The organism is Massilia eburnea (assembly GCF_050709955.1).
In the GTDB taxonomy this organism is placed as follows: domain Bacteria; phylum Pseudomonadota; class Gammaproteobacteria; order Burkholderiales; family Burkholderiaceae_D; genus Rugamonas; species Rugamonas eburnea_A.
This window is the reverse complement of sequence record NZ_JBNZFX010000031.1, coordinates 37,643-63,524: the sequence shown is the minus strand read 5'-3', so window position 1 is coordinate 63,524 and position 25,882 is coordinate 37,643. Positions and strand designations below refer to the sequence as shown.

At 62.9% G+C, this 25,882-nt stretch carries 24 protein-coding genes; 9 read left to right on the top strand and 15 right to left on the bottom strand.

The genetic code is table 11. The annotated features are described in order from the left end of the window. Positions 1 to 237 precede the first annotated feature (237 nt). The 10 genes from creD to rpsL form a co-directional block, all read right to left on the bottom strand. A complete protein-coding gene (gene creD, locus ACQ4MM_RS17285; RefSeq protein WP_431478512.1) occupies positions 238 to 1,602 on the bottom strand; it encodes a cell envelope integrity protein CreD in 1,365 nt (454 codons plus the stop codon). 98 nt (positions 1,603 to 1,700) lie between these two features. After that, a complete protein-coding gene (locus tag ACQ4MM_RS17280; protein ID WP_431478511.1) occupies positions 1,701 to 2,693 on the bottom strand; it encodes a phosphodiester glycosidase family protein in 993 nt (330 codons plus the stop codon). 44 nt (positions 2,694 to 2,737) lie between these two features. Continuing rightward, positions 2,738 to 4,141, bottom strand: a complete 1,404-nt coding sequence (creC, locus tag ACQ4MM_RS17275) for a two-component system sensor histidine kinase CreC (protein WP_431478510.1) — start codon at positions 4,139 to 4,141, stop codon at positions 2,738 to 2,740. Further along, positions 4,138 to 4,863, bottom strand: a complete 726-nt coding sequence (gene creB, locus ACQ4MM_RS17270) for a two-component system response regulator CreB (protein WP_431478509.1) — start codon at positions 4,861 to 4,863, stop codon at positions 4,138 to 4,140. The genes creC and creB overlap by 4 nt, the downstream gene beginning before the upstream one ends. An 18-nt stretch (positions 4,864 to 4,881) precedes the next feature. Continuing rightward, on the bottom strand, positions 4,882 to 5,073 hold the full coding sequence (locus ACQ4MM_RS17265) for a hypothetical protein (protein WP_431478508.1): 192 nt from the start codon (positions 5,071 to 5,073) through the stop codon (positions 4,882 to 4,884). A gap of 70 nt (positions 5,074 to 5,143) precedes the next feature. Next, positions 5,144 to 5,461 (bottom strand): 30S ribosomal protein S10, encoded by a 318-nt coding sequence (rpsJ, locus tag ACQ4MM_RS17260; protein WP_028101676.1) that lies wholly within the window; start codon positions 5,459 to 5,461, stop codon positions 5,144 to 5,146. 113 nt (positions 5,462 to 5,574) lie between these two features. Beyond that, a complete protein-coding gene (gene tuf / locus ACQ4MM_RS17255; RefSeq protein WP_431477626.1) occupies positions 5,575 to 6,765 on the bottom strand; it encodes an elongation factor Tu in 1,191 nt (396 codons plus the stop codon). 77 nt (positions 6,766 to 6,842) lie between these two features. After that, entirely contained in the window at positions 6,843 to 8,948 is a 2,106-nt protein-coding gene (gene fusA / locus ACQ4MM_RS17250; protein ID WP_431478507.1) for an elongation factor G, read from the bottom strand. Positions 8,949 to 9,050: 102 nt separating this feature from the next. Next, positions 9,051 to 9,521, bottom strand: coding sequence for a 30S ribosomal protein S7 (rpsG, locus tag ACQ4MM_RS17245; protein ID WP_028102973.1), 471 nt, complete (start codon positions 9,519 to 9,521; stop codon positions 9,051 to 9,053). A 109-nt stretch (positions 9,522 to 9,630) separates the two neighbouring features. Beyond that, positions 9,631 to 10,014, bottom strand: a complete 384-nt coding sequence (gene rpsL, locus ACQ4MM_RS17240; RefSeq protein WP_028102972.1) for a 30S ribosomal protein S12 — start codon at positions 10,012 to 10,014, stop codon at positions 9,631 to 9,633. A gap of 269 nt (positions 10,015 to 10,283) precedes the next feature. On the opposite strand from rpsL, the gene ACQ4MM_RS17235 reads away from it, so the two are divergent. Beyond that, positions 10,284 to 12,149, top strand: coding sequence for a phosphoethanolamine transferase (locus tag ACQ4MM_RS17235; RefSeq protein WP_431478506.1), 1,866 nt, complete (start codon positions 10,284 to 10,286; stop codon positions 12,147 to 12,149). Between the two features lie 3 nt (positions 12,150 to 12,152). Here ACQ4MM_RS17235 and ACQ4MM_RS17230 read toward each other — a convergent pair whose 3' ends face one another. The 4 genes from ACQ4MM_RS17230 to ACQ4MM_RS17215 all read right to left on the bottom strand — a co-directional run bounded on the left by ACQ4MM_RS17230 (position 12,153) and on the right by ACQ4MM_RS17215 (position 14,796). Further along, positions 12,153 to 12,617 (bottom strand): DUF2269 family protein, encoded by a 465-nt coding sequence (locus ACQ4MM_RS17230; protein WP_431478505.1) that lies wholly within the window; start codon positions 12,615 to 12,617, stop codon positions 12,153 to 12,155. Next, a complete protein-coding gene (locus ACQ4MM_RS17225) occupies positions 12,605 to 13,858 on the bottom strand; it encodes an SDR family oxidoreductase (protein ID WP_431478504.1) in 1,254 nt (417 codons plus the stop codon). The genes ACQ4MM_RS17230 and ACQ4MM_RS17225 overlap by 13 nt, the downstream gene beginning before the upstream one ends. Further along, positions 13,855 to 14,175, bottom strand: a complete 321-nt coding sequence (locus ACQ4MM_RS17220; RefSeq protein WP_431478503.1) for a hypothetical protein — start codon at positions 14,173 to 14,175, stop codon at positions 13,855 to 13,857. Before ACQ4MM_RS17220 ends, ACQ4MM_RS17225 begins: the two co-directional genes overlap by 4 nt. Before the next feature lie 93 nt (positions 14,176 to 14,268). Further along, the gene (locus ACQ4MM_RS17215; RefSeq protein WP_431478502.1) at positions 14,269 to 14,796 is read right to left on the bottom strand and encodes a GbsR/MarR family transcriptional regulator; all 528 of its coding nucleotides are present in this window, start codon (positions 14,794 to 14,796) and stop codon (positions 14,269 to 14,271) included. Positions 14,797 to 14,903: 107 nt separating this feature from the next. Between ACQ4MM_RS17215 and ACQ4MM_RS17210 the strand changes: the two genes are divergently transcribed. Continuing rightward, positions 14,904 to 16,031 (top strand): DUF1624 domain-containing protein, encoded by a 1,128-nt coding sequence (locus ACQ4MM_RS17210; RefSeq protein ID WP_431478501.1) that lies wholly within the window; start codon positions 14,904 to 14,906, stop codon positions 16,029 to 16,031. Here ACQ4MM_RS17210 and ACQ4MM_RS17205 read toward each other — a convergent pair. Continuing rightward, positions 16,006 to 17,493 (bottom strand): MutS-related protein, encoded by a 1,488-nt coding sequence (locus ACQ4MM_RS17205; RefSeq protein ID WP_431478500.1) that lies wholly within the window; start codon positions 17,491 to 17,493, stop codon positions 16,006 to 16,008. The two genes, ACQ4MM_RS17210 and ACQ4MM_RS17205, sit on opposite strands and share 26 nt — an antisense overlap. 215 nt (positions 17,494 to 17,708) lie before the next feature. Here ACQ4MM_RS17205 and ACQ4MM_RS17200 point away from each other — a divergent pair, with 215 nt between their 5' ends. From ACQ4MM_RS17200 to ACQ4MM_RS17170, 7 genes are all read left to right on the top strand, one after another. Next, positions 17,709 to 18,974: an efflux RND transporter periplasmic adaptor subunit gene (locus ACQ4MM_RS17200; RefSeq protein WP_431478499.1), complete on the top strand. Its 1,266-nt coding sequence runs from the start codon at positions 17,709 to 17,711 to the stop codon at positions 18,972 to 18,974. 18 nt (positions 18,975 to 18,992) lie between these two features. After that, a complete protein-coding gene (locus ACQ4MM_RS17195; RefSeq protein ID WP_431478498.1) occupies positions 18,993 to 19,697 on the top strand; it encodes an ABC transporter ATP-binding protein in 705 nt (234 codons plus the stop codon). Between the two features lies 1 nt (position 19,698). After that, the gene (locus tag ACQ4MM_RS17190; protein ID WP_431478497.1) at positions 19,699 to 21,009 is read left to right on the top strand and encodes an ABC transporter permease; all 1,311 of its coding nucleotides are present in this window, start codon (positions 19,699 to 19,701) and stop codon (positions 21,007 to 21,009) included. Between the two features lie 7 nt (positions 21,010 to 21,016). Next, on the top strand, positions 21,017 to 22,252 hold the full coding sequence (locus tag ACQ4MM_RS17185) for an ABC transporter permease (protein ID WP_431478496.1): 1,236 nt from the start codon (positions 21,017 to 21,019) through the stop codon (positions 22,250 to 22,252). A gap of 201 nt (positions 22,253 to 22,453) precedes the next feature. Further along, positions 22,454 to 23,812: a sigma-54-dependent transcriptional regulator gene (locus ACQ4MM_RS17180; protein ID WP_431478495.1), complete on the top strand. Its 1,359-nt coding sequence runs from the start codon at positions 22,454 to 22,456 to the stop codon at positions 23,810 to 23,812. Between the two features lie 157 nt (positions 23,813 to 23,969). Next, positions 23,970 to 25,274 carry a sensor histidine kinase gene (locus ACQ4MM_RS17175; protein WP_431478494.1) on the top strand — a complete coding sequence of 435 codons (1,305 nt, stop codon included), beginning with the start codon at positions 23,970 to 23,972 and terminating at the stop codon, positions 25,272 to 25,274. A 79-nt stretch (positions 25,275 to 25,353) separates the two neighbouring features. Beyond that, positions 25,354 to 25,869, top strand: coding sequence for an FxDxF family PEP-CTERM protein (locus tag ACQ4MM_RS17170; RefSeq protein WP_431478493.1), 516 nt, complete (start codon positions 25,354 to 25,356; stop codon positions 25,867 to 25,869). The last annotated feature ends 13 nt before the right edge of the window (positions 25,870 to 25,882 follow it).

Sequence of the window (25,882 nt, the reverse complement as noted above, 5' to 3'; positions counted from 1 at the left end):
CAGCCACGGCGACCGCGCGGTAAGCGCTGACGACGACCGCGACCAACTCAGTCCCGGGCCGCACGTCAAGCTGCCAGGCCACCGTCTCGTAACTGGCCAGCACCAGCACCACGCGCGCGCCACGCTGGTCCAGCACCACCCGCACGGGGCCGGCGGGCTGGCCGGCCGTATAGCCGGACAGCACCACCAGTTGCGCGCCCTCGGTGAGGGAGGGCGTCAGCAAGCCGCCCGGCAGCATCACGCCTGCTCCACCGGCGCAGGCGCCGGGGTATTCAGGTTGTACCAGTCCACCTTGCGGGTCGCGACCATGATGGCTGCCAGCACGGCGAATAGCAGGATCGCGCCCAGCATCAGGGCGTTGTTCTCCGAATTGAGCAGGCCGAACAGGATGCCGTACAAGGCGCACAGTGCGCCGCCGAAGCCCAGGCCGCGCTTCCAGTCATGCAGCACGTGCATCAGGTAGTAAGCAATCAGCACGATGCAGGCTGCGCTGGCGACGAGGTAGGAAGCGACAAAGTCATAGTGCTCGGACAGGCTGACCAGCAGCAGGAAGAACAGCGCCAGGGCCAGTCCCACCAGCAGGTACTGCACCGGATGGATCGGCAGCCGCTTCATCACTTCGAACAGGAAGAAGGCGGCGAAGGTCAGCGCGACAAACAGCAGGCCATACTTGGTGGCACGGTCAGCCATCGAGTACACATTCACCGGCTCGATGAAGGCAGCCTCAATGGTATCCAGCGCCGGCAAGGCATTTTCGCCCTGGCCCGCCGACTGTTCGCGCTGGCGGAGCTGGGCCTGGGCCTCGCTGGCCAGCGAGGAAATGCGCCACACGGCCTGGAAGCCCTTGTCGTCGATATTGTATTGCTCCGGCAAGAAGCGGCCGCTGAATTGCGGATGAGGCCAGGCCGAGGACATGACAAACCGATTATTGCGCGCCAGCGGTACAAAGCCCTGGCTGTTCATGCCCGCCAGGTTCAGGTTGAAGCTGAACTTGACCGGGCCCGCCGCAGCATCCTCCATCGACAGCGTGGCGTGCAAACCCTGGCGCGAAGAGCGCAAGCCGGAGCCTTGCTCGAATTCGACGCTGCGGGTGCCCCACACCAGGCGCGGGATATCGCGCACACCGCGCACGTCGGCCACGGCCAGCGCGATGTAGGGGCGCTCCGGCGTGATCTGCGAGCCGGTTTCAGTGTGCGGCAGTTCGGCCATCGCGGGCACGCTGAAGTCGCCGTTGATCTTGTGCGCGCCATTGAACATCAGCACCTGGTGGATGCCGCGGTGGCGGCGCTCGGTGCCGAGGCTGGACAAGACTTCCAACTGGTTGGGGAACACCAGGTGCTGCGATTGCTTGCGGTAGCGCTTCGTTTCCGCCTTACCGTCCTTGTCCTTCTCCTCCACGGTGTACACCTCGCTGTACGGCATCACCAGCACCGGCCCATAAATATGCTGTTCGCCCACCGAGTCGTTGGCGATGCTGTGCGCGGCCTCTTCGCGGTAGGCGATGCGTTCGCTGATGGTGGACTGGATCATGGCCAGCGGCACGCCGAGCAGCAGCATCAGCAAGGCGACGATGAGTGCTTTGAACAAGAGCTTCTTTTGCATGGTGGTGCTTCCTGTTGTTATGGTTGCGCCAGTGTAGAAAGCTGGTGTGCGGGGAAGATGCGTTCTGTGTGAAGGCAGCGGATATTTTGCGCACCGGTTCAGCGCGCACGCTCAACTGTCAGCACGACCGGCATGGCCCATGTCGCTTGCGCAAACGGCCAACGCAGCAAACTGACCTCGGAGCCTTTCGGTGCGCCATCGCTTACCTGCGCTTCCCATTGCGCATAGAATTTGCGCTGGAATCCGTGCAAGCGCACGCTCTGGCAGGCAATTGGTCCGCCGTCCAGATTGAGCGCCAGCGTGAGATCCAATGGCGCGTCCTTGAGAAAATCCGCTAGCCGGTCGAGCGAGAAGAATGCGTCACGGGTGGTGCCGATCAGGATGCGTCCCGCCTTGTCCTGCGCTACGAAGGTGCGGTTGGCGAGCCAGCGGCTTTTCAGGTTCACGTGCGTCTGCCCATCCTCGTCCAGCAAGAGCGGATAAGCGACCATCGCATTGCGCGCGCCCGCCATAGCGTCCTGCCACTTCGCCTGGGTCAGGTCGCGCACGCCGGCACTGCCGTCCTCGCGTCCAACAAAGGCGCCGGCACGGGCCTGGTACTGGCTCGGGCCAAGCTGCTCGCCTTCACTGATGAGGGGAGTATCCGGTTTGCCTTTCAAATCGAAATAGCTGCCGTTTACAATCAGCACTGCACCGGGCAAGGCGCGCTCCCATTCGTCCAGCCCCTTGTCACCTGCCGGTGCGCTGCGCACCACGAAGCGGAAATGCTTGGGATCGATCCGGTTGAGCAGGACGCGGTCGACTTCGCCGTCAGGCGACAGCACCGGCATTTCAGCCACTTCGTAACCTGGCTCAAACTCACGCCAGTAGAACTGGCCCGCGGAGACCGCCGGCACGGTGTCCTGCAAAGCCGCGCGCATGGATGGCGGCAAGCGGGCGTCGCCGGCGCCAATCCTGACCCAGTAGGTTCCGCCACGCCGCTGCAGGACATTGAAGCCGTAGGCGCCATTGCGCTGCCAGACCCAGATGCCGGCAGCAAGGAGCGCCAACACCAGCAGCGCCAGTACCAGGGATATCGAGGTTCGTTTCAAGAGTGCTCCATCGCTAGCGCAAATTGCGCCAGTGTAGGGAGCGTTTATGCGCTGGCGATGCGTTCGGTGTGAAGCGGCAGCAGCAAGGCGGCGCGGCAGCCGCCAGCCTCGCCGTTCGCCACCTGCGCACTGCCGCCGTGCAGGGCGGCAACCTCGCGCACGAAGGGCAAGCCAAGCCCGGTGCTCTTAGCGCCGTCAGGGCGCGGCAGCGAATAAAAGCGCTCGAACAGGCGCGCTTCGGCGTATGCCGGGATGCCGGGGCCGGCATCCCGCACGCTGATTTCGACATGGCCATCGCTGCGCTGCGCGGACATCGTCACCGTGCTGCCTGGCGGCGCGAAGCGGATGGCGTTGTCCAGCAGGTTGCCCAGCGCCTGGCGCAGCAGCAAGGCGTCGCCGCGCAGTTGCAGCGCGGGATCGGCCTGCATTTCCAGGTGCAGCTTGCGTGCAGCGAGGCGGGCCTGGAAGTCGCCGGCCACGTCTTGCAACAGATCTGAAACGTCGAGCGGCGCGGCGTCGTCGATGCGCTGCTGCTTCTCGACCCGCACCAGTGCCAGCAGCTTGTCGATCAGGTCGCGCTGGCGGGCGTTCTGGGCCTGGATGGTGGACAGGAACTGGCGGCGCTGCTCGGGCGGCATGTCTTCTTCCAGCAGCTCGGCCGTGGCCTGGATCGCGGCAATCGGGCTTTTCAATTCATGCGTGAGCGTGTGCATCAGGGTCTCGACGTAATCCTTGCCTTCCAGCTTGGCGCGCATGGCTTCCAGCGCATGGCCGAGGGTACTGATCTCGCTGCTGCCCAGCTTGGGCATGACGGCCTTGCGGCCGGCCTGCACCTCTTCCACGAAGACCATCAGCTTGTTGACGGTGCTGGCCATGCGCCAGGTGATGGCGACGCCGATCATCAGCGACAGGCCAAGCAGCACGATGCCCCATTTGAGGATCTTGCGCTGGCTGCGCTCGATGAAGCCTTGCACACTGGAGATGGGCTTGGAGATGGTCAGCACGCCAATGGTACGCTGGCCGTCACGCACCGGCGCGGCGACGTACATTCCCAGGCTGCTGTAATCGCGCGGCACCTCGCTGGTCATGCGCGCGCCGTATTGGCCACGCAGCGTAAGGTAGACGTCGTTCCAGCGTGAATAGTCCTTGCCGACCGACTTGCCGGCCGAGTCGAAGCGCACAATGCCTTCCGCGTCAGTGATGGTGATGCGGTAATCGGTGTTGCGGCTGGCGGCGGCGATCTTCGCCAGCAGGGCGGCATCGGTGGCGCCCTCCTTCACGTCGTCTGCAACCACCTGGGCCAGCAACTGCGCGGTGTCGTTCATCGCCGCTTCCAGCGTGGAACGGGCGCCGGGTTTGACTTCCTGGACAAAAACGTTGAGCAGGAACCAGGCTGCCAGGCCGACAATCAGGAAGTAGCCGAGCAGGATGCGCAGGCCGATCTTCATGCGCCGGGCTGCAGGCTGTAGCCCATGCCGCGATGGGTCTGGATCGGATCGGCATTGTCGTCTATGGCGCGCAGTTTGGCGCGCAGCGATTTGACGTGGGCGTCCACGGTGCGGTCCAGTGTTTCCGGCGCGTCGCACCAGACGCGGTCCATCAGTTGGGCGCGCGACAGCACGTGGCCCGGGTGCTCGAGCAGGGTTTTCAGCAGCAGGTATTCGTAGCGGGTCAGGTCGAGCGGCTGTCCGGCGAACAAGATGCGCGCTTCGGCGGCACGCAGTTCGAAGCCCGGCGTGCGCGAGACGGCCGGCGTGGCTGGCACTGACGGCGCAGCCTGGGCCGCCGGCGCGCCGTTGCCGTTACCGGCGCGGCGCAGGATCACGCGCACGCGCGCCACCAGTTCGCGCGGCGAGAATGGCTTGGTCACATAATCATCGGCGCCGATTTCCAGCCCGACGATGCGGTCGATTTCATCGCTACGCGCGGTGAGGAAGATCACCGGCACCTCGCTGAACTGGCGCAGGCGGCGGCACACATCGAGGCCGCTGATATCAGGCAGGCCGACATCGAGGATGACCAATGCCGGCGCCAGTTCGCGCGCGGCGGCCAGCGCCTGCTCGCCCAGCATCACATGGTGCGGGGCAAAGCCCTCCTTGCCGAGGGCAAAGGCAATACTGTCTGCAATGGCTTGTTCGTCTTCAACGATCAGGATGGTCTTTTCGCTCATGCGCGGCAGTATAGCGCGTCAGTTCTTGTCGGCTTCTTCTTTCTGCTTTTGCTGCGCCTCTTCCATCGTTTTCAGCGCGTCCTGCGCCTTGTCGCGCTGGGCGCCCATGGCCTTGATGTCCTGTGCCGCCTGGTCGGCCGGGTTCTTCTTGCCACATGCGGCCAGCATGGCCAGTGCCGCAATGGCGGCGAATATTGCGAAGCGTTTCATTGGCTATTCCTTGAAAAAGAAAAGCCCGCTCAAGAGCGGGCCTTTCAGGTGTCTTGCGACGAAACCGGGATTACTGCAGTTTGATTTCGACGTCCACGCCAGCTGGCAGGTCCAGCTTCATCAGTGCGTCAACAGTCTTGTCGGTTGGATCCACGATGTCCATCAGGCGCTGGTGGGTGCGGATTTCGAACTGGTCGCGCGAAGTCTTGTTCACGTGCGGGGAACGCAGCACGTCGTAACGCTGGATACGGGTTGGCAGAGGAACTGGGCCTTTTACCACGGCGCCGGTGCGCTTGGCGGTGTCAACGATTTCCAGTGCGGACTGGTCGATCAGCTTGTAGTCGAAAGCCTTCAGGCGGATACGGATCTTTTGGTTTGGAGCGGACATGCTTATTCCTTAAAAGAACGAACCGGCAACAATATGTTTCCGGCAATGTATGTAATTACTGCGACGGGCCGACATGATAGCACATGCCGGCCCGTTTGAATCACCCAGGCAGATTAGGCCAGGATCTTGGCTACCACGCCGGCGCCGACGGTACGGCCGCCTTCACGGATTGCGAAACGCAGGCCTTCTTCCATAGCGATCGGGGAGATCAGCTTGACGGTGATGGAGACGTTGTCGCCTGGCATAACCATTTCTTTGTCCGCTGGCAGTTCGATCGAACCGGTCACGTCGGTGGTACGGAAGTAGAACTGTGGACGGTAGTTGTTGAAGAACGGGGTGTGACGGCCGCCTTCATCTTTCGACAGAACATAGATCTCGCCGGTGAAGTGATCGTGCGGCTTGATCGAGCCTGGCTTCGCCAGAACCTGACCACGCTGAACGTCTTCACGCTTGGTGCCGCGCAGCAGCAGGCCAACGTTGTCGCCGGCTTGACCCTGGTCCAGCAGCTTGCGGAACATTTCCACGCCGGTGCAGGTGGTTTTCACGGTGTCGATGATACCGACGATTTCGATCTCTTCGCCGACCTTGATGATGCCGCGCTCAACACGACCGGTCACCACGGTACCGCGGCCGGAGATCGAGAACACGTCTTCCACAGGCATCAGGAAGGCGCCGTCAACTGCGCGCTCTGGGGTTGGGATGTAGGTATCCAGGGCATCAGCCAGACGGATGATGCACTCTTCGCCCATCTCGCCAGCTGCGCCTTCCAGTGCCATACGTGCCGAACCTTTGATGATTGGCAGGTCGTCGCCTGGGAATTCGTACTTGGACAGCAACTCACGCACTTCCATTTCGACCAGTTCCAGCAGTTCTGCGTCGTCGACCAGGTCGCACTTGTTCAGGAACACGATGATGTATGGAACGCCAACCTGGCGTGCCAGCAGGATGTGCTCGCGGGTCTGTGGCATTGGGCCGTCAGCTGCGGAGCAAACCAGGATCGCGCCGTCCATCTGCGCAGCACCGGTAATCATGTTCTTGATGTAGTCGGCGTGGCCTGGGCAGTCAACGTGAGCGTAGTGACGGTTTGCAGTCTCGTACTCAACGTGGGCGGTGTTGATGGTAATGCCGCGTGCTTTTTCTTCTGGAGCAGCGTCGATCTGGTCGTAAGCTTTGGCTTCGCCGCCGAATTTCTTCGACAGGACGGTTGCGATAGCTGCGGTCAGGGTGGTCTTGCCGTGGTCAACGTGACCGATGGTGCCAACGTTCACGTGCGGTTTAGTCCGCTCGAACTTTTCTTTTGCCATTTTAATTCTTCCTCAGAACTTTGATTTAAGGTCAATGCCGGACGGGAGGATCTCCCCCGCCCGGGTAATTATTTATTTTACTTCGCTTTGGCGGTGACGATTGCGTCGATCACGTGCTTAGGCGCCTCGGAGTAGTGCTTGAACTCCATGGTGTAGGTCGCGCGGCCCTGGGTCGCGGAACGCAGGATGGTCGAGTAGCCGAACATCTCGGACAGAGGTACCTCTGCCTTGATGATCTTGCCGCCGCCGCCTGGGATCTCGTCCATGCCTTGCACCATACCGCGGCGGGACGACAGGTCGCCCATCACGGTACCGGCGTAGTCTTCCGGAGTCTCGACTTCCACAGCCATCATTGGCTCCAGAATCACTGGGCTGGCGCGACGGCAAGCTTCCTTGAACGCCATCGAACCGGCCATGCGGAATGCATTTTCGTTCGAGTCAACGTCGTGGTAGGAACCGAAGGTCAGGGTGACTTTGACGTCAACCACTGGGTAGCCTGCCAGAACACCGTTGTTCAGGGTTTCGCGCACGCCTTTTTCCACCGCAGGGATGAATTCGCGAGGAATCACACCGCCCTTGATCGCGTCGACGAATTCGAAGCCCTTGCCTTGTTCCTGTGGTTCCAGGGTAACAACGGCGTGACCGTACTGACCGCGGCCACCGGACTGCTTGACGAACTTGCCTTCCACGTCGGACACCGACTTACGCACGGTTTCGCGGTATGCAACCTGTGGCTTGCCAACGGTTGCTTCCACGCCGAATTCGCGCTTCATACGGTCAACGATAATTTCCAGGTGCAGCTCGCCCATACCACCGATGATGGTCTGGCCGGATTCTTCGTCGGTTTTCACGCGGAACGAAGGATCTTCCTGTGCCAGGCGGTTCAGGGCCAGGCCCATCTTTTCCTGGTCAGCCTTGGTCTTAGGCTCGACTGCCTGCTGGATCACTGGCTCTGGGAACACCATCTTTTCCAGGGTGATGATCGAGGATGGATCGCACAGGGTTTCGCCGGTGGTCACGTCCTTCAGGCCGACTGCAGCGGCGATGTCGCCGGCGCGGACTTCTTTGATCTCTTCACGCTGGTTAGCGTGCATCTGCAGAATACGGCCCAGGCGCTCTTTACGCTGCTTGACCGAGTTGTAGATGGTGTCGCCTGCATTCACCACGCCGGAGTAGACGCGGAAGAAGGCCAGCTGGCCCACAAACGGGTCGGTCATGATCTTGAATGCCAGCGCAGCGAACTTTTCTTCGTCCGAAGCTTTACGGGTGGCTGGCTGTTCGTCGTCGTCGGTACCGGCAACGTCGGCGATGTCGATCGGCGACGGCAGGTATTCGATCACGGCGTCCAGCATGGCCTGCACGCCCTTGTTCTTGAAGGCGGTGCCGCACATCATCGGAACGATTTCCGAAGCGATGGTACGCTGGCGCAGGGCGGTCTTGATCTCTTCTTCAGAGAGTTCGCCTTCTTCCAGGTACTTGTTCATCAGGTCTTCGTTCGCTTCAGCAGCGGCTTCAACCATCTTCTCACGCCACTCTTGTGCGGAGTCAGCCAGCTCAGCCGGGATGTCCATGTAGTCGAACTTCATGCCCTGGGACGCGTCGTCCCAGATGATGGCCTTCATCTTGACCAGGTCGATTACGCCTTTGAAGTTGTCTTCGGCGCCGATCGGGATCTGGATCAGGACTGGGTTGGCCTTCAGGCGCGAACGCATCTGCTCGTAGACCTTGAAGAAGTTGGCGCCGGTACGGTCCATCTTGTTCACGAAGGCCAGACGCGGCACTTTGTACTTGTTAGCCTGGCGCCATACGGTTTCAGACTGTGGCTGCACGCCGCCCACTGCGCAGTAAACCATGCAAGCGCCATCCAGCACGCGCATGGAACGCTCAACTTCAATGGTGAAGTCAACGTGCCCTGGGGTGTCGATGATGTTGATGTGGTGTGGCTTGAAGTTGTTGGCCATACCATTCCAGAAGCAGGTCGTCGCTGCCGAGGTAATGGTAATGCCGCGCTCTTGTTCCTGCTCCATCCAGTCCATGGTGGCAGCGCCGTCGTGCACTTCACCAATCTTGTGGTTCACGCCGGTGTAGAACAGGACGCGCTCGGTGGTGGTGGTCTTACCAGCGTCGATGTGAGCGGAGATACCGATGTTACGGTAGCGCTCAATGGGGGTCTTGCGGGCCATAATTGATCCTAAATCTTTGAATGGACAAAACCGAGCAGCATTCTCTTGCGAAAAATGTGCCCGGCTTGAACAAGGCCAGCCAGTACAGGCTGGCCAATCGTATTAGAAGCGGAAGTGCGAGAACGCTTTGTTCGCTTCTGCCATACGGTGGACTTCGTCACGGCGCTTCATCGCACCGCCACGGCCTTCCGCGGCTTCCAGCAGCTCACCGCCCAGGCGCTGTGGCATGGACTTTTCGGAGCGCTTGTTAGCGGCTTCACGCAGCCAACGCATGGACAGGGCCAGGCGGCGCACTGGGCGCACTTCGACTGGAACCTGGTAGTTAGCACCACCGACGCGGCGGGACTTAACTTCAACCATTGGCTTGGCGTTGTTGATCGCTGCGGTGAACACTTCCAGTGGGTCCTTGCCGGACTTGGATTGGATGTGGTCGAAGGCACCGTAGATGATGTTTTCTGCAACCGACTTCTTGCCGGACAGCATCAGGACGTTTACGAATTTAGCGACTTCGGTGCTACCGAATTTTGGATCCGGCAGAATTTCGCGCTTGGGTACTTCACGACGACGTGGCATGTCATTTCCTTTTCTTCAGTTGAGCGCCTCTTGTTTGGCACTCGCGGTGGCCATCATGACCATCCACTTACTCGGTCTCGCGACCGCCTCAACTCAGTTAAATTGCAAATTACTTCTTAGCGGCCTTAGCGCGCTTCGCACCGTACTTGGAGCGAGCTTGCTTACGGTCTTTAACGCCCTGGGTATCCAGAGAGCCACGGACCATGTGGTAACGCACACCTGGCAAGTCTTTTACACGACCGCCGCGCAGCAGAACAACGCTGTGTTCCTGCAGGTTGTGGCCTTCACCGCCGATGTACGAAATCACTTCGAAACCGTTGGTCAGACGCACTTTTGCAACTTTACGCAGCGCCGAGTTAGGCTTCTTAGGAGTGGTGGTGTACACACGGGTGCACACGCCACGCTTTTGCGGGCAGTTTTCAAGTGCCGGCGATTTGCTCTTCACGACCAGCTTGGTACGTGGTTGGCGAATCAATTGATTGATGGTTGGCATCGTTATAAATCCAACAAAATTACAGCATTGACAACCCAGGCAGCCTTGCCCGGGGGCTAAAACGGTATCTCTTAGAATGCATCGGCAGCGCAAAAAGCCACAGCCTTTCAAACGCGTATACGATGCGCAGACTAAATGGAGAACTCGCGAGTATATACCTGGTTAACAGCTCAGTCAACCGGAATGCTGAATAAAGTGGCAGTATTTGGACGCCCCACGGCCCGCTATTGGCATCATAATAGCGATCATTTCGTACTTTCCCGTAAGCAATGCTGCCGCGCCCTTCACACCTGTTCATCCTGTTTAGCTACCTGGCGCTATCCGCGGTGCCCTTCGTGCCTTTGCTGCTGGGCAAACCGGTGGAACAGCCATGGCAGTTGCTGGGGATCGAGTGCGTGGCCTGGGTCACGGTGTGGGCGCTGTTCAAGCGGCCGGCCTACTTCCACTGGCTGCTGATCCCGGCCTTCCTCGCCTTGCCGACCGAAATCTACCTGTTCGTATTTTACGGCCAGGGCATTTCCACCCACCACCTCGGCATCCTGGCCGAAACCAGCCCGCAAGAGGCGCTCGAATTCCTCGGCCGCAAGGTGTGGACCATGCTGGCCGTGATGGTGGGCGTGGCCGTTTGGTGGGTGCTGAGTTTCCGCGCCGCGCGCCAGACGCGCGAACTGGACTGGCATGGCGGTTCGCGCTGGCTGACACTGTTTGCGCTGGTGGGGCTGGCAGCGGTAGCGGCCTGGGGCTATGAATTCGGCATCGACGCGGCGCCGGCATCGCGCCCGGCGGCCAGTGCAACAGCCGGTAGTGCGGGCGCCAGCAAGAGCGCGTCCGAGGACGACAGTTCCGCCGAGAGCGCCTCGGCAGGCGCCGCGGTGGCCGGCGCCCATACCCTGCGCCTGCCCGGACCTGCCCTGCCCTACTGGGCGCGCCTGCCGTTCGATCCGGACGCCTTCATCGAATCCTGGCCTTTCGGCCTCGGTGCGCGCGGCTATGACTTCTATAAGGAGCGGCGCTATCTGTCCGACCTGAATGAACGCAGCGCCAGCTTCGAGTTCGGCGCGCGCCAGGTCGATGGCGGCACCCAGCCGGAAGTCGTGGTGATGGTACTGGGCGAGTCTTCGCGCTACGACCGCTGGGGCCTGAACGGCTACAAGCGCGACACCAATCCCTTGCTGGGCAAGGAAAGCAACCTGGTGCCGCTGTCGGACGTGATCACATCCGTGTCGGCGACCCGCCTGTCGGTGCCGGTCATCATCTCGCGCAAGCCGGCCACGCAAAGCCTGAAGGATGGCTTCAGCGAAAAGTCCTTCCTGACCGCCTACAAGGAAGCGGGTTTCAAGACCTGGTGGCTGTCGAACCAGATCTCGTTCGGCCAGTACGACACCCCGGTCTCGGTGTTTGCCAAGGAAGCGGACGTGATCCAGTTCCTCAACCTGGGCGGCTTCACCAACCATTCCAACTACGACGACGTGCTGTTCGAACCGCTCAAGCGCGCGCTGGCCGATCCGGCGCCGAAAAAGCTGATCGTGCTGCATTCGCTGGGCAGCCACTGGAATTACAGCCAGCGCCACCCCAAGGAATTCGACAAGTGGCAACCGTCGCTGTTCGGCATCGACAAGCCGGTGTACACCGACTTGAAGATCAAGCCGCAACTGAATAACAGCTACGACAATTCGATCCTGTACACCGACTGGTTCCTGGCGCAGGTGATCGGCGACCTGAAAGGCACCGGCCAGTTGGCCTCGATGCTGTACGTCGCCGACCACGGCCAGACCTTGTACGACGGTTCGTGCCGCCTGGCCTTCCACGGCCACAACACCGACTACGAATTCCACGTGCCGGCCTTCATGTGGTTTTCCGACCAGTACCTCGAACATTATCCGGCCAAGGTGGGCGCCCTGCTGCGCAACCGCAAGGCCAAGCTGGCGACCGAAAACATCTTCCATACCATGCTCGACGTGGCAAACATCCGCTACCCGGACGACAAGCCCTCCTGGAGCTTCCTGAACAAGGACTTCCAGGTGCACAAGCGGGTGGTGGACAGCTACGGCTGGACCAACTACGACAACGCGAAATTCAAGGGCGACTGCCGCGAAGTGATCGACAAGGGCAAGCCGCAGACGCAGGACAAGTAAGACTCAAACCGGCTTGTGCACCATCAGCCAGTACACGCCAAGCATGGCGATAAACGCCGGATAGCCAAGCAGTTCCCAGCGGCGCGCATAACGCCAGTATTGCGCCGGCAAATCGGTGTTGGCGGCATGCGCCGCCAGCGCCATCCTGCCCATCCTGATCTGGTACCACACCACCGGCAGCCAGCAAGCGCCCGCCAGGGCATACAGCGCCAGCGAAGCCTTGATCCAGAACGCGTCCAGCGGATAACCGGCGAGATGGATCATCCACGCGCCCGACAGCGGTTGCACGATCACGGCCGGGGTGGTGAACCACCAGTCGGCGCGCACCACCAGGCGCGAGACCACGGCAATCGCTTCCACCGATTTCGAGCGGTTGGCGAAGAACAGGTAGAAGGCCGTGCCGAAACCGGTGCCGACCAGCAGCACCGAGGACAGGATGTGGATGGTCTTGATGGTCAGGTAGTCCACGCTTTTTCCTCCGCAAACAAAATAAACAGGATGGCCAGGATCGGCAGGTTCTTCAGCAATGGGCCGAAGGGGTGCCACAGGTATTCCGGCAGGCAGAGCGCGATCACCGCGCTGTAGCCGAATATCAGCGCACCCTGCGCCAGCCAGAGCGCGCGGCGCGGGCGAACCAGGCAGGCGAGGCCCAAAGCCGCGTCCACAGCAGCCGCGCCATACAGCGCCAGTGTCGCCGGCCAGCCAACCAGGCCAACGCGGGCCAGCAAGGCCAGGCTGTCGGCGCGCGGATAGATGAAGGCGCTTACGATGGCCGTCGCCAGCCAGACTAAGGCCAGGGTCCAGCGCAGCAGCGTGCCGCGCCAGCTTGCCAGCGCGCGCAGGCGAAGCAGCTCGCCTTCGGCCGGTGAGATGAAGTCGCTGATGGCGCGCAGCGGGCGCTTGGGCAACTCGCCCATGGCAGCCGCGCTGCCTGCGCGCAGCATGCGCCAGTTTTCCGGTGTCAAAGGCAGGCCGGGAATCTTGCCGCCCAGCCAAGCGAGCCAGGTCATCGCCTGGGCTGGAATATGCAGCATGGGCGCTGGCGGCAAGCCCATGGCGTCACGGTAAGCGCACAGCATGCCGTCAAAGGTAAGCGAGCTGGCGCCGGCCAGTTCGGCCACGCGGTGGGCCGGTGTGGCGGGATCGACGGCCGCCACCACCGCGCGCACAAGATCGTCAACATGGACCGGCTGGAAGCGCACCTCCCCCAGTGCCGGTGCAACCATGAGCGGCATGCTGGCCATCTTGCAAAACAATGCCGCCGATTTGCCCTGCAGCCCAAACACCAGCGACGGGCGCAGGATGGTCCACTCGAGGGGCAATGCCATCAGCGCCTCGTCGGCCGCACGCTTGCTGGCGAAATAGGCGGTGCCGCCCTGCCCTGCCCCGAGCGCCGAAATCTGCACCACGCGTCGTACGCCGGCAGCGGCACAGGCGGCGAACAGGGCGCGCGGAGCGGCGCTGTGCAGTGCCTCGAAACTTGCGTCCGCCTGTTCGCTGATCATGCCCACCGCATTCACTACCGCATCCAGGCCGCGCAAGCGCGCCATCCACGCGGATGGCTGCAAATCCACCGTGTAATCGATAGCGACATCGCCTGGCAGCACAGGAACGCGCACGCCGCGCAGCACTTCGTGCCCGGCCGCCGACAGCGCGCAGCAAACCGCGCTGCCGATAAATCCCGATGCGCCGCAAACCAGTATCTTCATTTGCTGGTCTTCGGGATCGACTTCGCGATATTCCAGCCCATCACCGCGACGCCGGCCACGATGCCGGCCGCGGTCATGATCAGCGCGGTACGCAGGACAAGTGCCGGCGTGGCGCCAGCTACCCCGCTATACCCGAACCCGAGCGCCAGCAGCATGGGGAAGGCAGTAATCAGGACAGTGCTGATGCGCACCCAGAATTCGGCCCGCTGCGGGGTGCCGCACAGGTCCAGCAGGAGATTGCGCAGCGCACTGCGCAGGTAAAAACTGATAGCCAGGCCGGCCAGCAGGGGCAGCAGGATTTCGTATGCGATCAACATTCCTTGAATCTCCTTTTCGACAGTAATTTCTGTAAAAACAGAAATCATGACTTCAAAAAAAACGGGCATTGCTGCCCGCCTGGTTTTACCCGGTCACTGCTTGCCGCGAATGGCCCGGCTGATTTTGGCGCTGACGCCCAAGGTTTTCATCAGCGTTTCCGGCTTGTAGCGCAGAAGCTCATCCGACAGCGTGGCCATGACCTCGATGAATTTCAGCGTTTCTTCGATCCGTTCCCGAGTGCCTTCGTCTTCGTCTGCCATTGCAGGATTGGAGAGGCATTCGGTCAGCGCGGCGGCGGTAGGGTCGATCTCGCGCTGGCGACGGCCGGCCACGATCAGCTTGAACAACTCCCACACATCGGTCGACGTTTCGAAATGGTCGCGGCGGTCGCCTTTCAGGTGCACCACCTTCACCAGGCTCCAGGACTGCAGCTCCTTCAGGCTGTTGCTGACATTGGAGCGCGCCACCCCCAGCGTTTGCTGGATTTCTTCGGCGTCCATCGGGCGCGCGGCCAAATACAGCAAGGCGTGGATTTGCGCCACGGTGCGGTTGACGCCCCAGCGCGAGCCCATCTCGCCCCAGTGCAGTACAAAGCGTTCGGCTATCGGTTTCAGTTCCATGCTTGCCATTCTATGCTTACATTAATTTCTGTCAAGACAGAAATTAAAAATTTGCCTGGGTGGCAATTCGCGCCCACAATACATAGCAAATGATTAAGGGGGACGGAATGCAAAAAACTGCGCGCCTGAGCAGCATCGACATGCTGCGCGGCCTGGTGATCGTGCTGATGGCGCTGGACCATACCCGCGACTTCTTCGGCCCCGCGCTGTTCGACCCGGAGGACCTGGCCAAGACCACGCCGCTCTGGTTTGCCACGCGCTGGATCACGCACCTGTGCGCCTCCACCTTCGTGTTGCTGGCCGGCACCTCGGCCTTCCTGCGCGGAACCAGGAGCGGCACTGCCGCGCTGTCGCGCTATTTGCTGACGCGCGGCCTGTTGCTGCTGGTGCTGGAAGCGACCTGGATCAGTTTCAGCTGGCAGCTCGGTTATAACGTCACCATCCTGCAGGTGCTGTGGGCGCTAGGCATGGGGATGATCTTCCTGGCAGGACTAAGCTGGCTGCCTTTGCCCGCCATTGCGGTCATTGCGGCGCTGTTGATCCTGCCGCATAACCTGCTCGACGCGATCCAGTCCAACCATCCCCTGTGGCTGGCCTGGCACCAGCGCGGCTTCTGGCCGGTGGCCGGCAATTACGGTGTATATCTCGCGTATCCATTGATGCCATGGCTTGGACTGATCGCGGCAGGCTACGCGCTGGGGCCGGTGTTCCAGTGGGAGGCGGCACGCCGGCAGCGCTTCCTGGTGATCGCCGGCGGCCTATTGCTGTTGGTGTTCGTCGTTCTGCGCAGCGGGAATTTTTATGGCGATCCCGACCCATGGTCGCCGCAAGGGCGCGGCTTCATATGGGATTTCATTTCCTTCATTCGCGTGCACAAATACCCGCCGTCGCTGCTTTACCTGTGCGTGACGGTCGGCATTGCGCTGCCAGTGCTGGCATGGTTCGAGCGCCTGCGTCCGGTGCCGTTGCTGATGCTGTTCGGCGGTACCCCGATGTTCTTCTATGTGATCCACATCGCCATGATCCACTTTCTCGCCGGGCCCTACTTCATGCTGCGCTACGGCGCAACGCCACAAGGCGGACCTGCGGGCTTTATCCTGCCGAAGGGATACGAGCCTTCGCTGGGCCTGGTTTACGCCGCGTGGGTGGCCGTGATCGCAATCATGTATGGCCTGACCAAACTCTGGCTGCGTCGCAAGACTGTTCGCGCTATGCCGGCAGCAGCCGGCCACTGAGGCGTTTATAGACGTCGCGCGCGCGTTGTTCGATGGAAGCGTCGAATCCGGACTGGGCCAGCAGGGTCAGGCCATTGGTCTCGGCCAGCACGCCGGGCGTCAGCACCAGGCGGCCGGCGCGCTTTTGCACCAGCAGCGGCGAGCAGCATGGCTCGAGCAACTGCGCCAGCACTACGTTGTGCGAGGACACCAGAACGGTGCCGCGGCCGGCCAGTTGCTCCAGCACTGCAGCGGCAGCCGATACCGATTCCAGGTGATTCGTACCGCGGAAGATTTCATCGATGATGAAGAGCGCGCGTTGCGGCTCCTTGGCCAGCGCCAGCAATTCGTGGGCGCGGCGCAGTTCCGACTGGTACAGGCTTTCGCCGCCATCCAGCGCGTCGTCGTTCTGCATGCTGGCATACACCGGCAGGTTCGGCACGCGCGCCGCATCCGCGTAGCAGAAACCGAAAGCTCGCGCCGCCAGCAGGTTCAGGCCGACCGTACGCAGCAAAGTGCTTTTGCCGATGCCATTCTGGCCGCTGATGAAGGCACTTTTGCCATCCAGCGTCAGGTCCAATGCCTGCGCATCGGACAGCAGCGGATGGCGAACCGCTTGCAGATGCAGCTCCTGCTCCCAGCCCTCTTCCGCCCAGCACCACTGCGTCTGCGCCGACAAATGGCGCGCCAGCGCAAGGTCGGCATCCAGGCCCGCCATCAGTTCATAGCTCTGGCGCAGGAACACTGCGTGCTCACGCACCAGGCGCCGTGTCGCGAAATAATGCTTCAGGTTGGCCAGCATGACCCAGTCCGCATATTCGGTCACACCGGGCGCGGTGGAAAAAGCATTGCGTGCCAGCTTGCCGCGCAACTGGGCGGCCTGGACGGCGCCTGGCATGTCCTGCTGCTGGCCATGCGCATGGAGCTGCAGTTGCAGGCCTTCGGCGATGGCAGACCAGTGCTGGATCCGCGAGTGGAAGGCGATCTGGATTGCCATCAGCAGCAACGACAGCACAACAGCCGGAACCAGCGCGGGCAGCCAGAAGAAGCTGGCCGCCGCGCAGGCCAGGAAGGTCGCGGGCAGCAGCCATAGCCACGCCGACCAGCGTGGCACGGGCGGCAACGGCGACCCGGCAAGGGAACTTGCCGGCTCCGCCACGCTGTCCGCAGCGGCCACATACAACGACTCGGTGACTTCGGCGCTGGCCTTGCGCAATGGCGCAAGCTGCGCGGCGAGACGTTGGCGCGCGCCATTGTCCGCCAACAGCGCGCGGACAGCTTCGGACGGCGCGCCCGCCGCGCCGCGCCGCAAGCGCCGGTACAGCATCTGGCGGCCAAAAATGCTGGCGCCCTCGCCTACTGCCAGAAGATATGGCGCCAGCAGCAAATCGTGCCAGGTCTGTCCATCCACCGCGCCGTTGCCGCTGGCGCCGGCCAATTCGTCGTAGCGCGCCACCGCACTGTCGGGGAACGGATACTCCACAGAACGACTCCTTGCCATAAAGTTAAGACTGCAAGTATAACCGCTTACTAAAAAATCAAGTAGTCCGATTGGCGCAGGCCCGGACAGCCGGACACGGTGGACGCTCGCGGACGGCGGCCACCGCAGGCGGCCACCATATGAATCAATAGCTTAGCTGCTGGCACGCTTCGTGCAAGAGCAAGATTGACCAAACTACCAACACCCGGGAAAAGAACATGATTCGCGACACCTCACACCAGGACCAAGTGATCGCCGTCCCCACCAGCCGCTTCCCGCGCCGCAAGGTGCTGCTGCTGGTGGCCGGGCTGGCACTGGCCGCCGCCGGCTACGGCCTGCTGGCAAACTGGAGCGGCAGCGAGCAGTCGATCAGCGCCTCCCGCCTGCGCGTCGGCGAAGTCACGCGCGGCACCCTGATCCGCGACGCCGCCGTCAACGGCCGCATCGTGGCTGCCGTCAGCCCGACCCTGTATTCGACCTCCACCTCCACCGTCGAATTGAAAGTGCACGCCGGCGACACCGTCAAGAAAAACCAGGTGCTGGCCGTGCTGGAATCGCCCGACCTGACCGACGAACTGAAAAAGGAACAGGCCCTGTTCAGCGAGCTGCAGGCCGAAGTCGCGCGCCAGCAGATCCTGGCGCGCAAGCAGAAGCTGGCCGCGCAGCGCGAAGCCGACACCGCCGAAATCGAGCGCGTGTCTGCCATGCGCACCTTGCAGCGTTACGAAAGCGTGTCGACCGAAGGCATCATCGCCAAGATCGACATGCAAAAGGCCAAGGACGCCGTGGCTGCCGCCGACATCCGCGCCAAGCACACCAAGCAGGCCGCCGAACTGGAAAGCGACAATGTGTCGCTGGAATTGAAAACCAAGACCGCCCAGATGGAGCGCCAGAAGCTGTCGCTGGCCAACGCCCAGCGCCGCGTCGACGAACTGACCGTGCGCGCCCCGGTGGACGGCTTCATCGGCACGCTGTCGGTCGCCAACCGCAGCGTGGTGCAGGCCAACTCCCCGCTCATGACGCTGGTCGACCTGTCCCAGCTAGAAGTGGAACTCGAAGTGCCGGAATCCTACGTCAACGACCTGGGCCTGGGCATGACGGCAGAAATCGAAGTGGCCGGCGTGAAGACCAAGGGCAAGCTGTCGGCGCTGTCGCCGGAAGTGGTGAAGAACCAGGTGCTGGCGCGGGTGCGCTTCGACAAGCAGCCGGAAGGCCTGCGCCAAAGCCAGCGCGTATCGGCGCGCCTGCTGATCGACGAAAAACAGAACGTGCTGATGGTGCAGCGCGGCCCCTTCGTGGAATCGGAGGGCGGCCGCTACGTCTACCTGCTGCAGGACGGCATCGCCGTGCGCACCCCGGTGCAGCTTGGCGCCACCAGCGTGGCTGCGGTGGAAATCGTCAATGGATTGAAACAGGGCGACAAGATCGTGATCGCCGGTACCGAAAGCTTCGAGAACGCCAAGCGCGTCTCGATCAACAAATAACCCCTACGGAGATTAAACATGCTGCGCATGAATAACCTGAGCAAAGTGTATCGCACCCACATGATCGAAACCCACGCATTGCGCGGCTTCGAGATCGAAGTCAAGCAGGGCGAATTCGTCACCGTCACCGGTCCTTCCGGTTCCGGCAAGACCAGCTTCCTGAACATCGCCGGCCTGCTGGAAGACTTCACCAGCGGCGACTACGTGCTGGATGGCATCAACGTCAAAGGCATGGACGACAACGCCCGCTCGCGCCTGCGCAACGAGAAACTGGGCTTCATCTTCCAGGGCTTCAACCTGATCCCCGACCTGAGCCTGTTCGACAATGTCGACGTGCCGCTGCGCTATCGCGGCTTCAACGCCGCCGAACGCAAGGAACGCATCGAAGACGCGCTGGCCAAAGTCGGCCTGGCGTCGCGCATGCGCCACTTCCCGGCCGAACTGTCCGGCGGCCAGCAGCAGCGCGTGGCTATCGCGCGCGCCCTGGCCGGTTCGCCCAAGCTGCTGCTGGCCGACGAACCGACCGGCAACCTGGACACGCAGATGGCGCGCGGCGTGATGGAACTGCTGGAAGAGATCAATGCCGAAGGCACCACCATCCTGATGGTGACCCACGATCCGGAGCTGGCCCAGCGCACCCAGCGCAACGTCCACATCATCGACGGCCAGGTGTCCGACCTCGTACGCAAGTCGCCATCGCTGGTGGTCGCCAAGGAGGCCTGAGATGCTGCAATACTATTTCATGCTGGGCGTGCGCAGCCTGCGCCGCAACCCGGTCCTGACCGCGCTGATGGTGCTGATCCTGGCGGTCGGCGTCGCTGCCAGCGTAGCGACCCTGACCATCCTGCACGTGATGTCGGGTGACCCGATCCCGCACAAGAGCGAGCGCCTGATCGTACCGCAGGTCGATAACGGCCCGCTCAAAGGCTACACGCCGGGCGAGCACGAAGGCGACGAAATGTCCTACCGCGACGCCGTCAACCTGCTCGCTTCCGGCCAGGGCGACCGCCGCACAGCGATCCGCGGCGCCTCCGGTACCGTCGAACCGGCGCGCAAGGACCTGCCGGTGTTCACCGTCGAAGGCCTGACGCCGACCCGCGACTTCTTCGCCATGTTCGAAGTACCGTTCGTGCACGGCGGACCATGGAGCGAAGCGGACGACAAGTCGGGAGCCGACGTGGTGGTCCTGAGCACCAAGCTGGCCGAGCGCCTGTTCGGCAACGCCAACCCGGTCGGCCAGCGCGTGCGCATGTTCGGCTTCGACTACGCCGTCACCGGCGTGTACGGCAACTGGAACCCGGTGCCGCGCTATCACCGCATCGTCGGCGGCTCCGGCGCCTTTGGTGAGAGCGATGAGTTCTACATCCCGTTCCACAACGCGATCCGCCACGAAATGGGCCAGAATGGCAATATGAACTGCAGCAGCGACCGCGGCCCCGGCTACCAGGCACTGCTCGATTCGGAATGCATCTGGATCCAGTTCTGGTTCGAACTGCATTCGGCATCCGACCGCCCGCAACTGCAAGCCTGGCTGGACGCCTACGCTTCCGAGCAGCGCAAGCTGGGTCGCCTGCAGCGCAATGCGCCCAACAAGTTGTACACCGTGATGGAATGGCTGGAAGAGCAGAAGGTAGTGGGCAAGGACAGCCGCCTGTCCGCCATGCTGGCCTTCGGCTTCCTGCTGCTTTGCCTGGTCAACACCATCGGCCTGCTACTGGCGAAATTCTCGGTGCGCGCACCGGAAGTCGGCGTGCGCCGCGCCCTGGGCGCCTCGCGCAAGGAAATCTTCACCCAGTTCCTGATCGAAAGCGCCGTGGTCGGCCTGGCCGGCGGCATCCTCGGGCTGCTCCTGGCGCTGGGCGCACTGGCCCTGATCGGCACCATCTCCGAGCAGATCGCCGTCACCACCCATATGGACTGGATGATGCTGCTGGTGACCTTCGTCATGTCCGTCAGCGCCGCCATACTGGCCGGCCTGCTGCCGACCTGGCGCGCCTGCCAGGTGACCCCGGCCATGCAACTGAAATCGCAGTGAGGACAACATGGAAATCAAACCAATCTTTTCCGCGCTGATGCGCTCCAAAACCGGCCCGGTCCTGGTCGCCGTGCAAGTGGCGCTCAGCCTCGCCATCCTGTCCAACGCGCTGCACATCGTCAGCGTGCGCCAAGAAGTCGCCGCCCGTCCGACCGGCATCGCCAACGAGGAGCAGGTGTTCAGCCTTGACGTGAAAGTGCTCAACCCCGGCGGCCATGAAGAGCAGTTGGCGGCGCAGAAGGCGCAAGCGGCAGCGCTGCGCGCCCTGCCCGGCATCACCTCGGTGGCCAGCACCAACCAGATCACGCTGTCGCGCTCCGGCAACTACAGCAGCGTGGCGGCCAGCCGCGAGCAGGAGCGCAGCAATGCCAGCCCGTCGATGTACGTCACCGCGGATTCCCTGGTCAAGACCTGGGGCCTGCGGCTGATTGACGGCCGCGATTTCACGCCGCAGGACGTGCTGGAAATCGACCAGAAGACCAGCAAGGACTTCCCCCGCGTAGCCCTGATCACCAAAGCCACCGGCCAAAAGGTATGGCCCGATGCCCCAAGCTTCGTCGGCAAGAAGATGTTCTACGGCACCGGGCCGGAAGCACGCGAAGTGACCGTGGTCGGCGTGCTCGAAACCCTGCAAACCCCGAGCGGCGCCATGGGCGTGGACGGCGAATTGACGACGATGGTCCCGGCCCGCCTGTCGGGCATGTCGCGTGCGCTGTACACGCTGCGCGCCGAACCGGGCCAGCGCGACCGCGCCATGAAGGATGCCGAGCAGGCGATCCGCAAATTGCATAACGGCCAGGTGGTCGTGCACAGCAAGACCCAGTCCGAACAACGCGTAGACCGCTACAGGGCCGACAACGCGCTGTGCTGGATGCTGATCACCGTCAGCGTGCTGCTGATGGTGGTCACCGCCAGCGGCATCGTCGGCATGGCCAGCCTGTGGGTCACCCAGCGCCGCAAGCAGATCGGCGTGCGGCGTGCACTGGGTGCGCGCAAGATCGATATCCTGCGCTACTTCGTGACCGAGAACCTGATGATCACCACCACCGGGATCGTCGGTGGCCTGCTGGGGGCGCTGGCCCTGAACCAGCTGCTGGTCTCCAAGCTGGAACTGGCGCGCTTGCCGGCCGAGTACATGCTGGCAGGAGCCGCCGCATCCTGGGTGCTGGGCATCGCCGCCGTCTATGGTCCCGCATGGCGCGCCGCCTCCATCTCGCCGGCCATGGCGACCCGCTCCGCCTGAACCGGTAAACCAGGGTCTGACCCAAGGGTCAGACCCAAGGGTCAGACCCATATCAGCGTCGCCGCCGCGGGTTTCGGTTGTGGGCCGTTGAACTTCGTCGAAGGTCAACAGCGCACAACCAAAACCCGCGCCCCGAAAACCGTTGGGGGTCTGACCCTTGGGTCAGACCCGGATTTACCGGTTTTACTGTATCCTGCCAAAATGCCAACCGTACTAATCATCGACGACAACGCCGCAGTCGCAGTCGCCCTCGAAGTCCTGTTCTCGCTGCACGACATCGAAGCGCTGCACGCCGCCTCCCCGGAAGAAGGCCTCGCCCTGCTCCACCAGCGCAGCGCCAGCATCGACCTGGTGCTGCAGGACATGAACTTCAGCGCCGACACCACCTCCGGCGAAGAAGGCGTGGAACTGTTCCGCGCCATCCGCAAGCGCCACCCCGACCTGCCGGTGATCCTGCTGACCGCCTGGACCCACCTCGACGCCGCAGTCGACCTGATCAAGGCAGGCGCCGCCGACTACCTGTCCAAGCCGTGGGACGACAAGCGCCTGATCGCCACCGTGCGCAACCTGCTGGAACTGGGCCAGGCCAACCGCGCCCTCAACCAGCACCGCAGCGACGAACTGCGCCAGCGCCGCGAGCTGGAACGCTACAACCTGCGCAATATGGTGTGGAGCGATCCCGCCACCGAACGCGTGATCTCGCTGGCCTGCCAGGTCGCCCGCGCCGACGTGCCGGTGCTGATCACCGGCCCGAACGGCACCGGCAAGGAACGCATCGCCGACATCATCCAGGCCAATTCCTCGGTGCGCGAAGGCCCCTTCGTGGTGCTCAATTGCGGCGCCTTGCCGGCCGAACTGATTGAAGCCGAATTGTTCGGCGCCGACGCCGGCGCCTACACCGGCGCCGCCAAAGCGCGCGAAGGAAAATTCGAAGCAGCCGACGGCGGCACCCTGTTCCTCGACGAAATCGGCAACCTGCCGCTGGCCGGCCAAATGAAGCTGCTGCGCGTGCTGGAAACCGGCCGCTTCGAACGGCTCGGCTCCAACCGCGAACGGCAGGTGGCGGTACGCGTGGTCAGTGCCACCAATGCCGACCTGCCTGCCATGATCCGCGCCGGCACCTTCCGCGAAGACCTGTACTACCGCCTGAACGTGATCGAGCTGCGCCTGCCGCCCTTGGCCGAACGCCCGGCCGACATCCTGCCTTTGGCGCGCCACTTCCTGGGCCAGGAACGCCCGCTGCGCGCCGACGCTGAAGCCGCCCTGCTGGCGCACGGCTGGCCCGGCAACGTACGCGAACTGAAGAACGTGATGGCGCGCGCCAGCCTGCTGGCACAAGGCGAAGCCATCACCGTGCCCGACCTCGGCCTGCCCGCCGCCAGTGTCATGAACGGCCACGCCAGCGCCCCAGCCGGCCCCGACCAGGAACCCGACCGCGACGCCATCGTCAGCGCCCTGCAGCGCGCCAGCGGCGTCGTCGCCCAAGCCGCCGCCGAGCTCGGCCTCTCGCGCCAAGCCCTGTACCGCCGCATGGAACGCCTCGGCATCGCCCGCCCATGACCCGCACACTGTTACGCACACTGTTACGCACCAGCCCGTGTCACACCATGGGGTCACACCCCGAGTGTGACACGGCCTCGTCCGTAGAACTGCTGGGTTCGTGTCACACTTCGGGTGTGACCCCACGGTGTGACACGGACCCAACCGTATAGGACCTATGCGACTTTCGCTTCTGACGTTATGGTCGGCGCTGGTGGGGACGCTGACGGCGACCGGGATCCTGATTGCGCTCGGGCTGGATCAGCTCTTGCCCAAGCATCCGACCATGGTGGTCGGCATCTCCCTGCTCTGCCTGGTGCCGCTGGCGGTGATCACCATCCGCGCCCAGTTGCAGCGCCAGCTTTCCCTGTACCGCGCGCTGACCGGCACCGTCACCAGCTACCGCGATGGCGACTTTTCCTTCAGCCTGCACTGGCCGCGTCAAGATGAATTGAGCGACCTGGTGGCCGCCCACAACGAACTGGGCCAGGTGCTGCGCGAACAGCGCCTCGGCCTGGTGCAGCGTGAGCTGCTGCTCGACACCATGGTCCAGCACACGCCCGTCGCCATGCTGCTGGTGACCGACAACAGCGCCATCGTCTTCGGCAACCTGGCCGCGCGCCAGCTGGTCAACGAAGGCCGCAAGCTGGAGGGCCTGCATCTGCCTGAATTGCTGGCCCGCGTGCAGCCCGCCCTGCGCGATGCCGTCGCCCGCGGCGGCGACGGCCTGTTCACCATCGGCGACAGCGAAGAGGAGGAAGTGTTCCACCTGGCACGCCGCAGCTTCAGCCTGAATGGCCGCCCGCATGAACTGCTGTTGCTGCGCCAGCTGACGCAGGAGCTGCGCCGCCAGGAAGTGCAGACCTGGAAAAAAGTCATCCGGGTGATCAGCCATGAATTGAACAACTCGCTGGCGCCCTTGACTTCGCTGGCCCATTCCGGCGCGGAACTGGTGCGGCGCGGCCAGACCGAACGCTTGCCGCAAATCCTGGCCACCATCGAGGAGCGCACACGCCACCTGGAAAGCTTCATCCTCGGCTACGCGCGCTTTGCCAAGCTGCCCTCACCGCGCCTTGACCCGCAGCACTGGGGCGCCTTCCTGGCCGCCCTGTCGGACCAGGTGCAGTTCGCGCTGCATGGCGAAGTGCCGGCCGAGCCGCACGCCTTCGACGCGGCGCAGATGGAGCAGGCCTTGCTCAACCTGCTGAAAAACGCCCACGAATCCGGCTCGCCGCCGGAGGAAGTCGGCCTGGAGCTGCGTCGCCAGCAAGGCATGCTGCGCATCGAGGTGCAGGACCGCGGCCCCGGCATGAGCGAGGCGGTACTGGCCAATGCACTGGTGCCGTTCTATTCCACCAAGCGCAGCGGGACCGGCCTCGGCCTGGCGCTGGCGCGCGAAATCGCCGAAGCCCACGGCGGCCGCATCACACTTGCCAACCGCGAAGGCGGTGGACTTGCAGTGGCCATCATCTTGCCTCTTTGATTTAGATCAAACGCTAGCTCAATACTGCGTCCTACCTTGGAATGTGCAGGCGCCTCGCCTGCGCTTTCAGGAGAACACCATGAAGACAGCCATGGGTTTGCTGCTTGCAGTGGCCGCCTCGGCAGTGCAGGCTGACAACGTCGTCGTCAATGTCAACCTCGGCGGCAGCGCCACCGAACAATCCGCCGCTTTCGGCGTGACCCATCTGGAGAAGGGAGCCTTCGCCGATACCTTCAATTTTTCGCCCAGCGCCGGCACCTATTCCGTCGATGCCAGCCTGGTGACCCTGGGCTTCAGCCCGCGGACTGACGTCACCTTCACTGCCGCCTACGTCAATGGCCATGAGCTGACACTGAGCGGCCCGGGTCTCTTCGAATCTGGCTTCCTGCTGCCGAGCGTGATCACGGGGCCGCTGGCACTGAGTGTCTTCGGCTATGTGGATTTTGAAGATACCGGCTTCACTCCCGCCTCGGCCAGCTATTCGGGCACGCTGAACATCAGCGCGGTGCCTGAGCCGGGTGGCTATGCGATGCTGCTGGCGGGACTTGGCGTGGTGGGCACGCTGGGGCTCAAGCGGCGCTGCCAGGGGGCGTGAACGCCGGGCTGGT

What these genes read in the sequence shown, in the direction of transcription:
- creB (WP_431478509.1), bottom strand. Translation starts at nt 4,863, where the DNA reads ATGAGCGAAAAGACCATCCTGATCGTTGAAGACGAACAAGCCATTGCA.
- ACQ4MM_RS17235 (WP_431478506.1), top strand. Translation starts at nt 10,284, where the DNA reads ATGCTGCCGCGCCCTTCACACCTGTTCATCCTGTTTAGCTACCTGGCG.
- ACQ4MM_RS17210 (WP_431478501.1), top strand. Translation starts at nt 14,904, where the DNA reads ATGCAAAAAACTGCGCGCCTGAGCAGCATCGACATGCTGCGCGGCCTG.
- ACQ4MM_RS17190 (WP_431478497.1), top strand. Translation starts at nt 19,699, where the DNA reads ATGCTGCAATACTATTTCATGCTGGGCGTGCGCAGCCTGCGCCGCAAC.
- ACQ4MM_RS17170 (WP_431478493.1), top strand. Translation starts at nt 25,354, where the DNA reads ATGAAGACAGCCATGGGTTTGCTGCTTGCAGTGGCCGCCTCGGCAGTG.
- rpsL (WP_028102972.1), bottom strand. Translation starts at nt 10,014, where the DNA reads ATGCCAACCATCAATCAATTGATTCGCCAACCACGTACCAAGCTGGTC.
- fusA (WP_431478507.1), bottom strand. Translation starts at nt 8,948, where the DNA reads ATGGCCCGCAAGACCCCCATTGAGCGCTACCGTAACATCGGTATCTCC.
- ACQ4MM_RS17200 (WP_431478499.1), top strand. Translation starts at nt 17,709, where the DNA reads ATGATTCGCGACACCTCACACCAGGACCAAGTGATCGCCGTCCCCACC.
- ACQ4MM_RS17265 (WP_431478508.1), bottom strand. Translation starts at nt 5,073, where the DNA reads ATGAAACGCTTCGCAATATTCGCCGCCATTGCGGCACTGGCCATGCTG.
- tuf (WP_431477626.1), bottom strand. Translation starts at nt 6,765, where the DNA reads ATGGCAAAAGAAAAGTTCGAGCGGACTAAACCGCACGTGAACGTTGGC.
- ACQ4MM_RS17175 (WP_431478494.1), top strand. Translation starts at nt 23,970, where the DNA reads ATGCGACTTTCGCTTCTGACGTTATGGTCGGCGCTGGTGGGGACGCTG.
- ACQ4MM_RS17195 (WP_431478498.1), top strand. Translation starts at nt 18,993, where the DNA reads ATGCTGCGCATGAATAACCTGAGCAAAGTGTATCGCACCCACATGATC.
- rpsG (WP_028102973.1), bottom strand. Translation starts at nt 9,521, where the DNA reads ATGCCACGTCGTCGTGAAGTACCCAAGCGCGAAATTCTGCCGGATCCA.
- ACQ4MM_RS17185 (WP_431478496.1), top strand. Translation starts at nt 21,017, where the DNA reads ATGGAAATCAAACCAATCTTTTCCGCGCTGATGCGCTCCAAAACCGGC.
- rpsJ (WP_028101676.1), bottom strand. Translation starts at nt 5,461, where the DNA reads ATGTCCGCTCCAAACCAAAAGATCCGTATCCGCCTGAAGGCTTTCGAC.
- ACQ4MM_RS17225 (WP_431478504.1), bottom strand. Translation starts at nt 13,858, where the DNA reads ATGAAGATACTGGTTTGCGGCGCATCGGGATTTATCGGCAGCGCGGTT.
- creD (WP_431478512.1), bottom strand. Translation starts at nt 1,602, where the DNA reads ATGCAAAAGAAGCTCTTGTTCAAAGCACTCATCGTCGCCTTGCTGATG.
- ACQ4MM_RS17215 (WP_431478502.1), bottom strand. Translation starts at nt 14,796, where the DNA reads ATGGAACTGAAACCGATAGCCGAACGCTTTGTACTGCACTGGGGCGAG.
- creC (WP_431478510.1), bottom strand. Translation starts at nt 4,141, where the DNA reads ATGAAGATCGGCCTGCGCATCCTGCTCGGCTACTTCCTGATTGTCGGC.
- ACQ4MM_RS17180 (WP_431478495.1), top strand. Translation starts at nt 22,454, where the DNA reads ATGCCAACCGTACTAATCATCGACGACAACGCCGCAGTCGCAGTCGCC.
- ACQ4MM_RS17220 (WP_431478503.1), bottom strand. Translation starts at nt 14,175, where the DNA reads ATGTTGATCGCATACGAAATCCTGCTGCCCCTGCTGGCCGGCCTGGCT.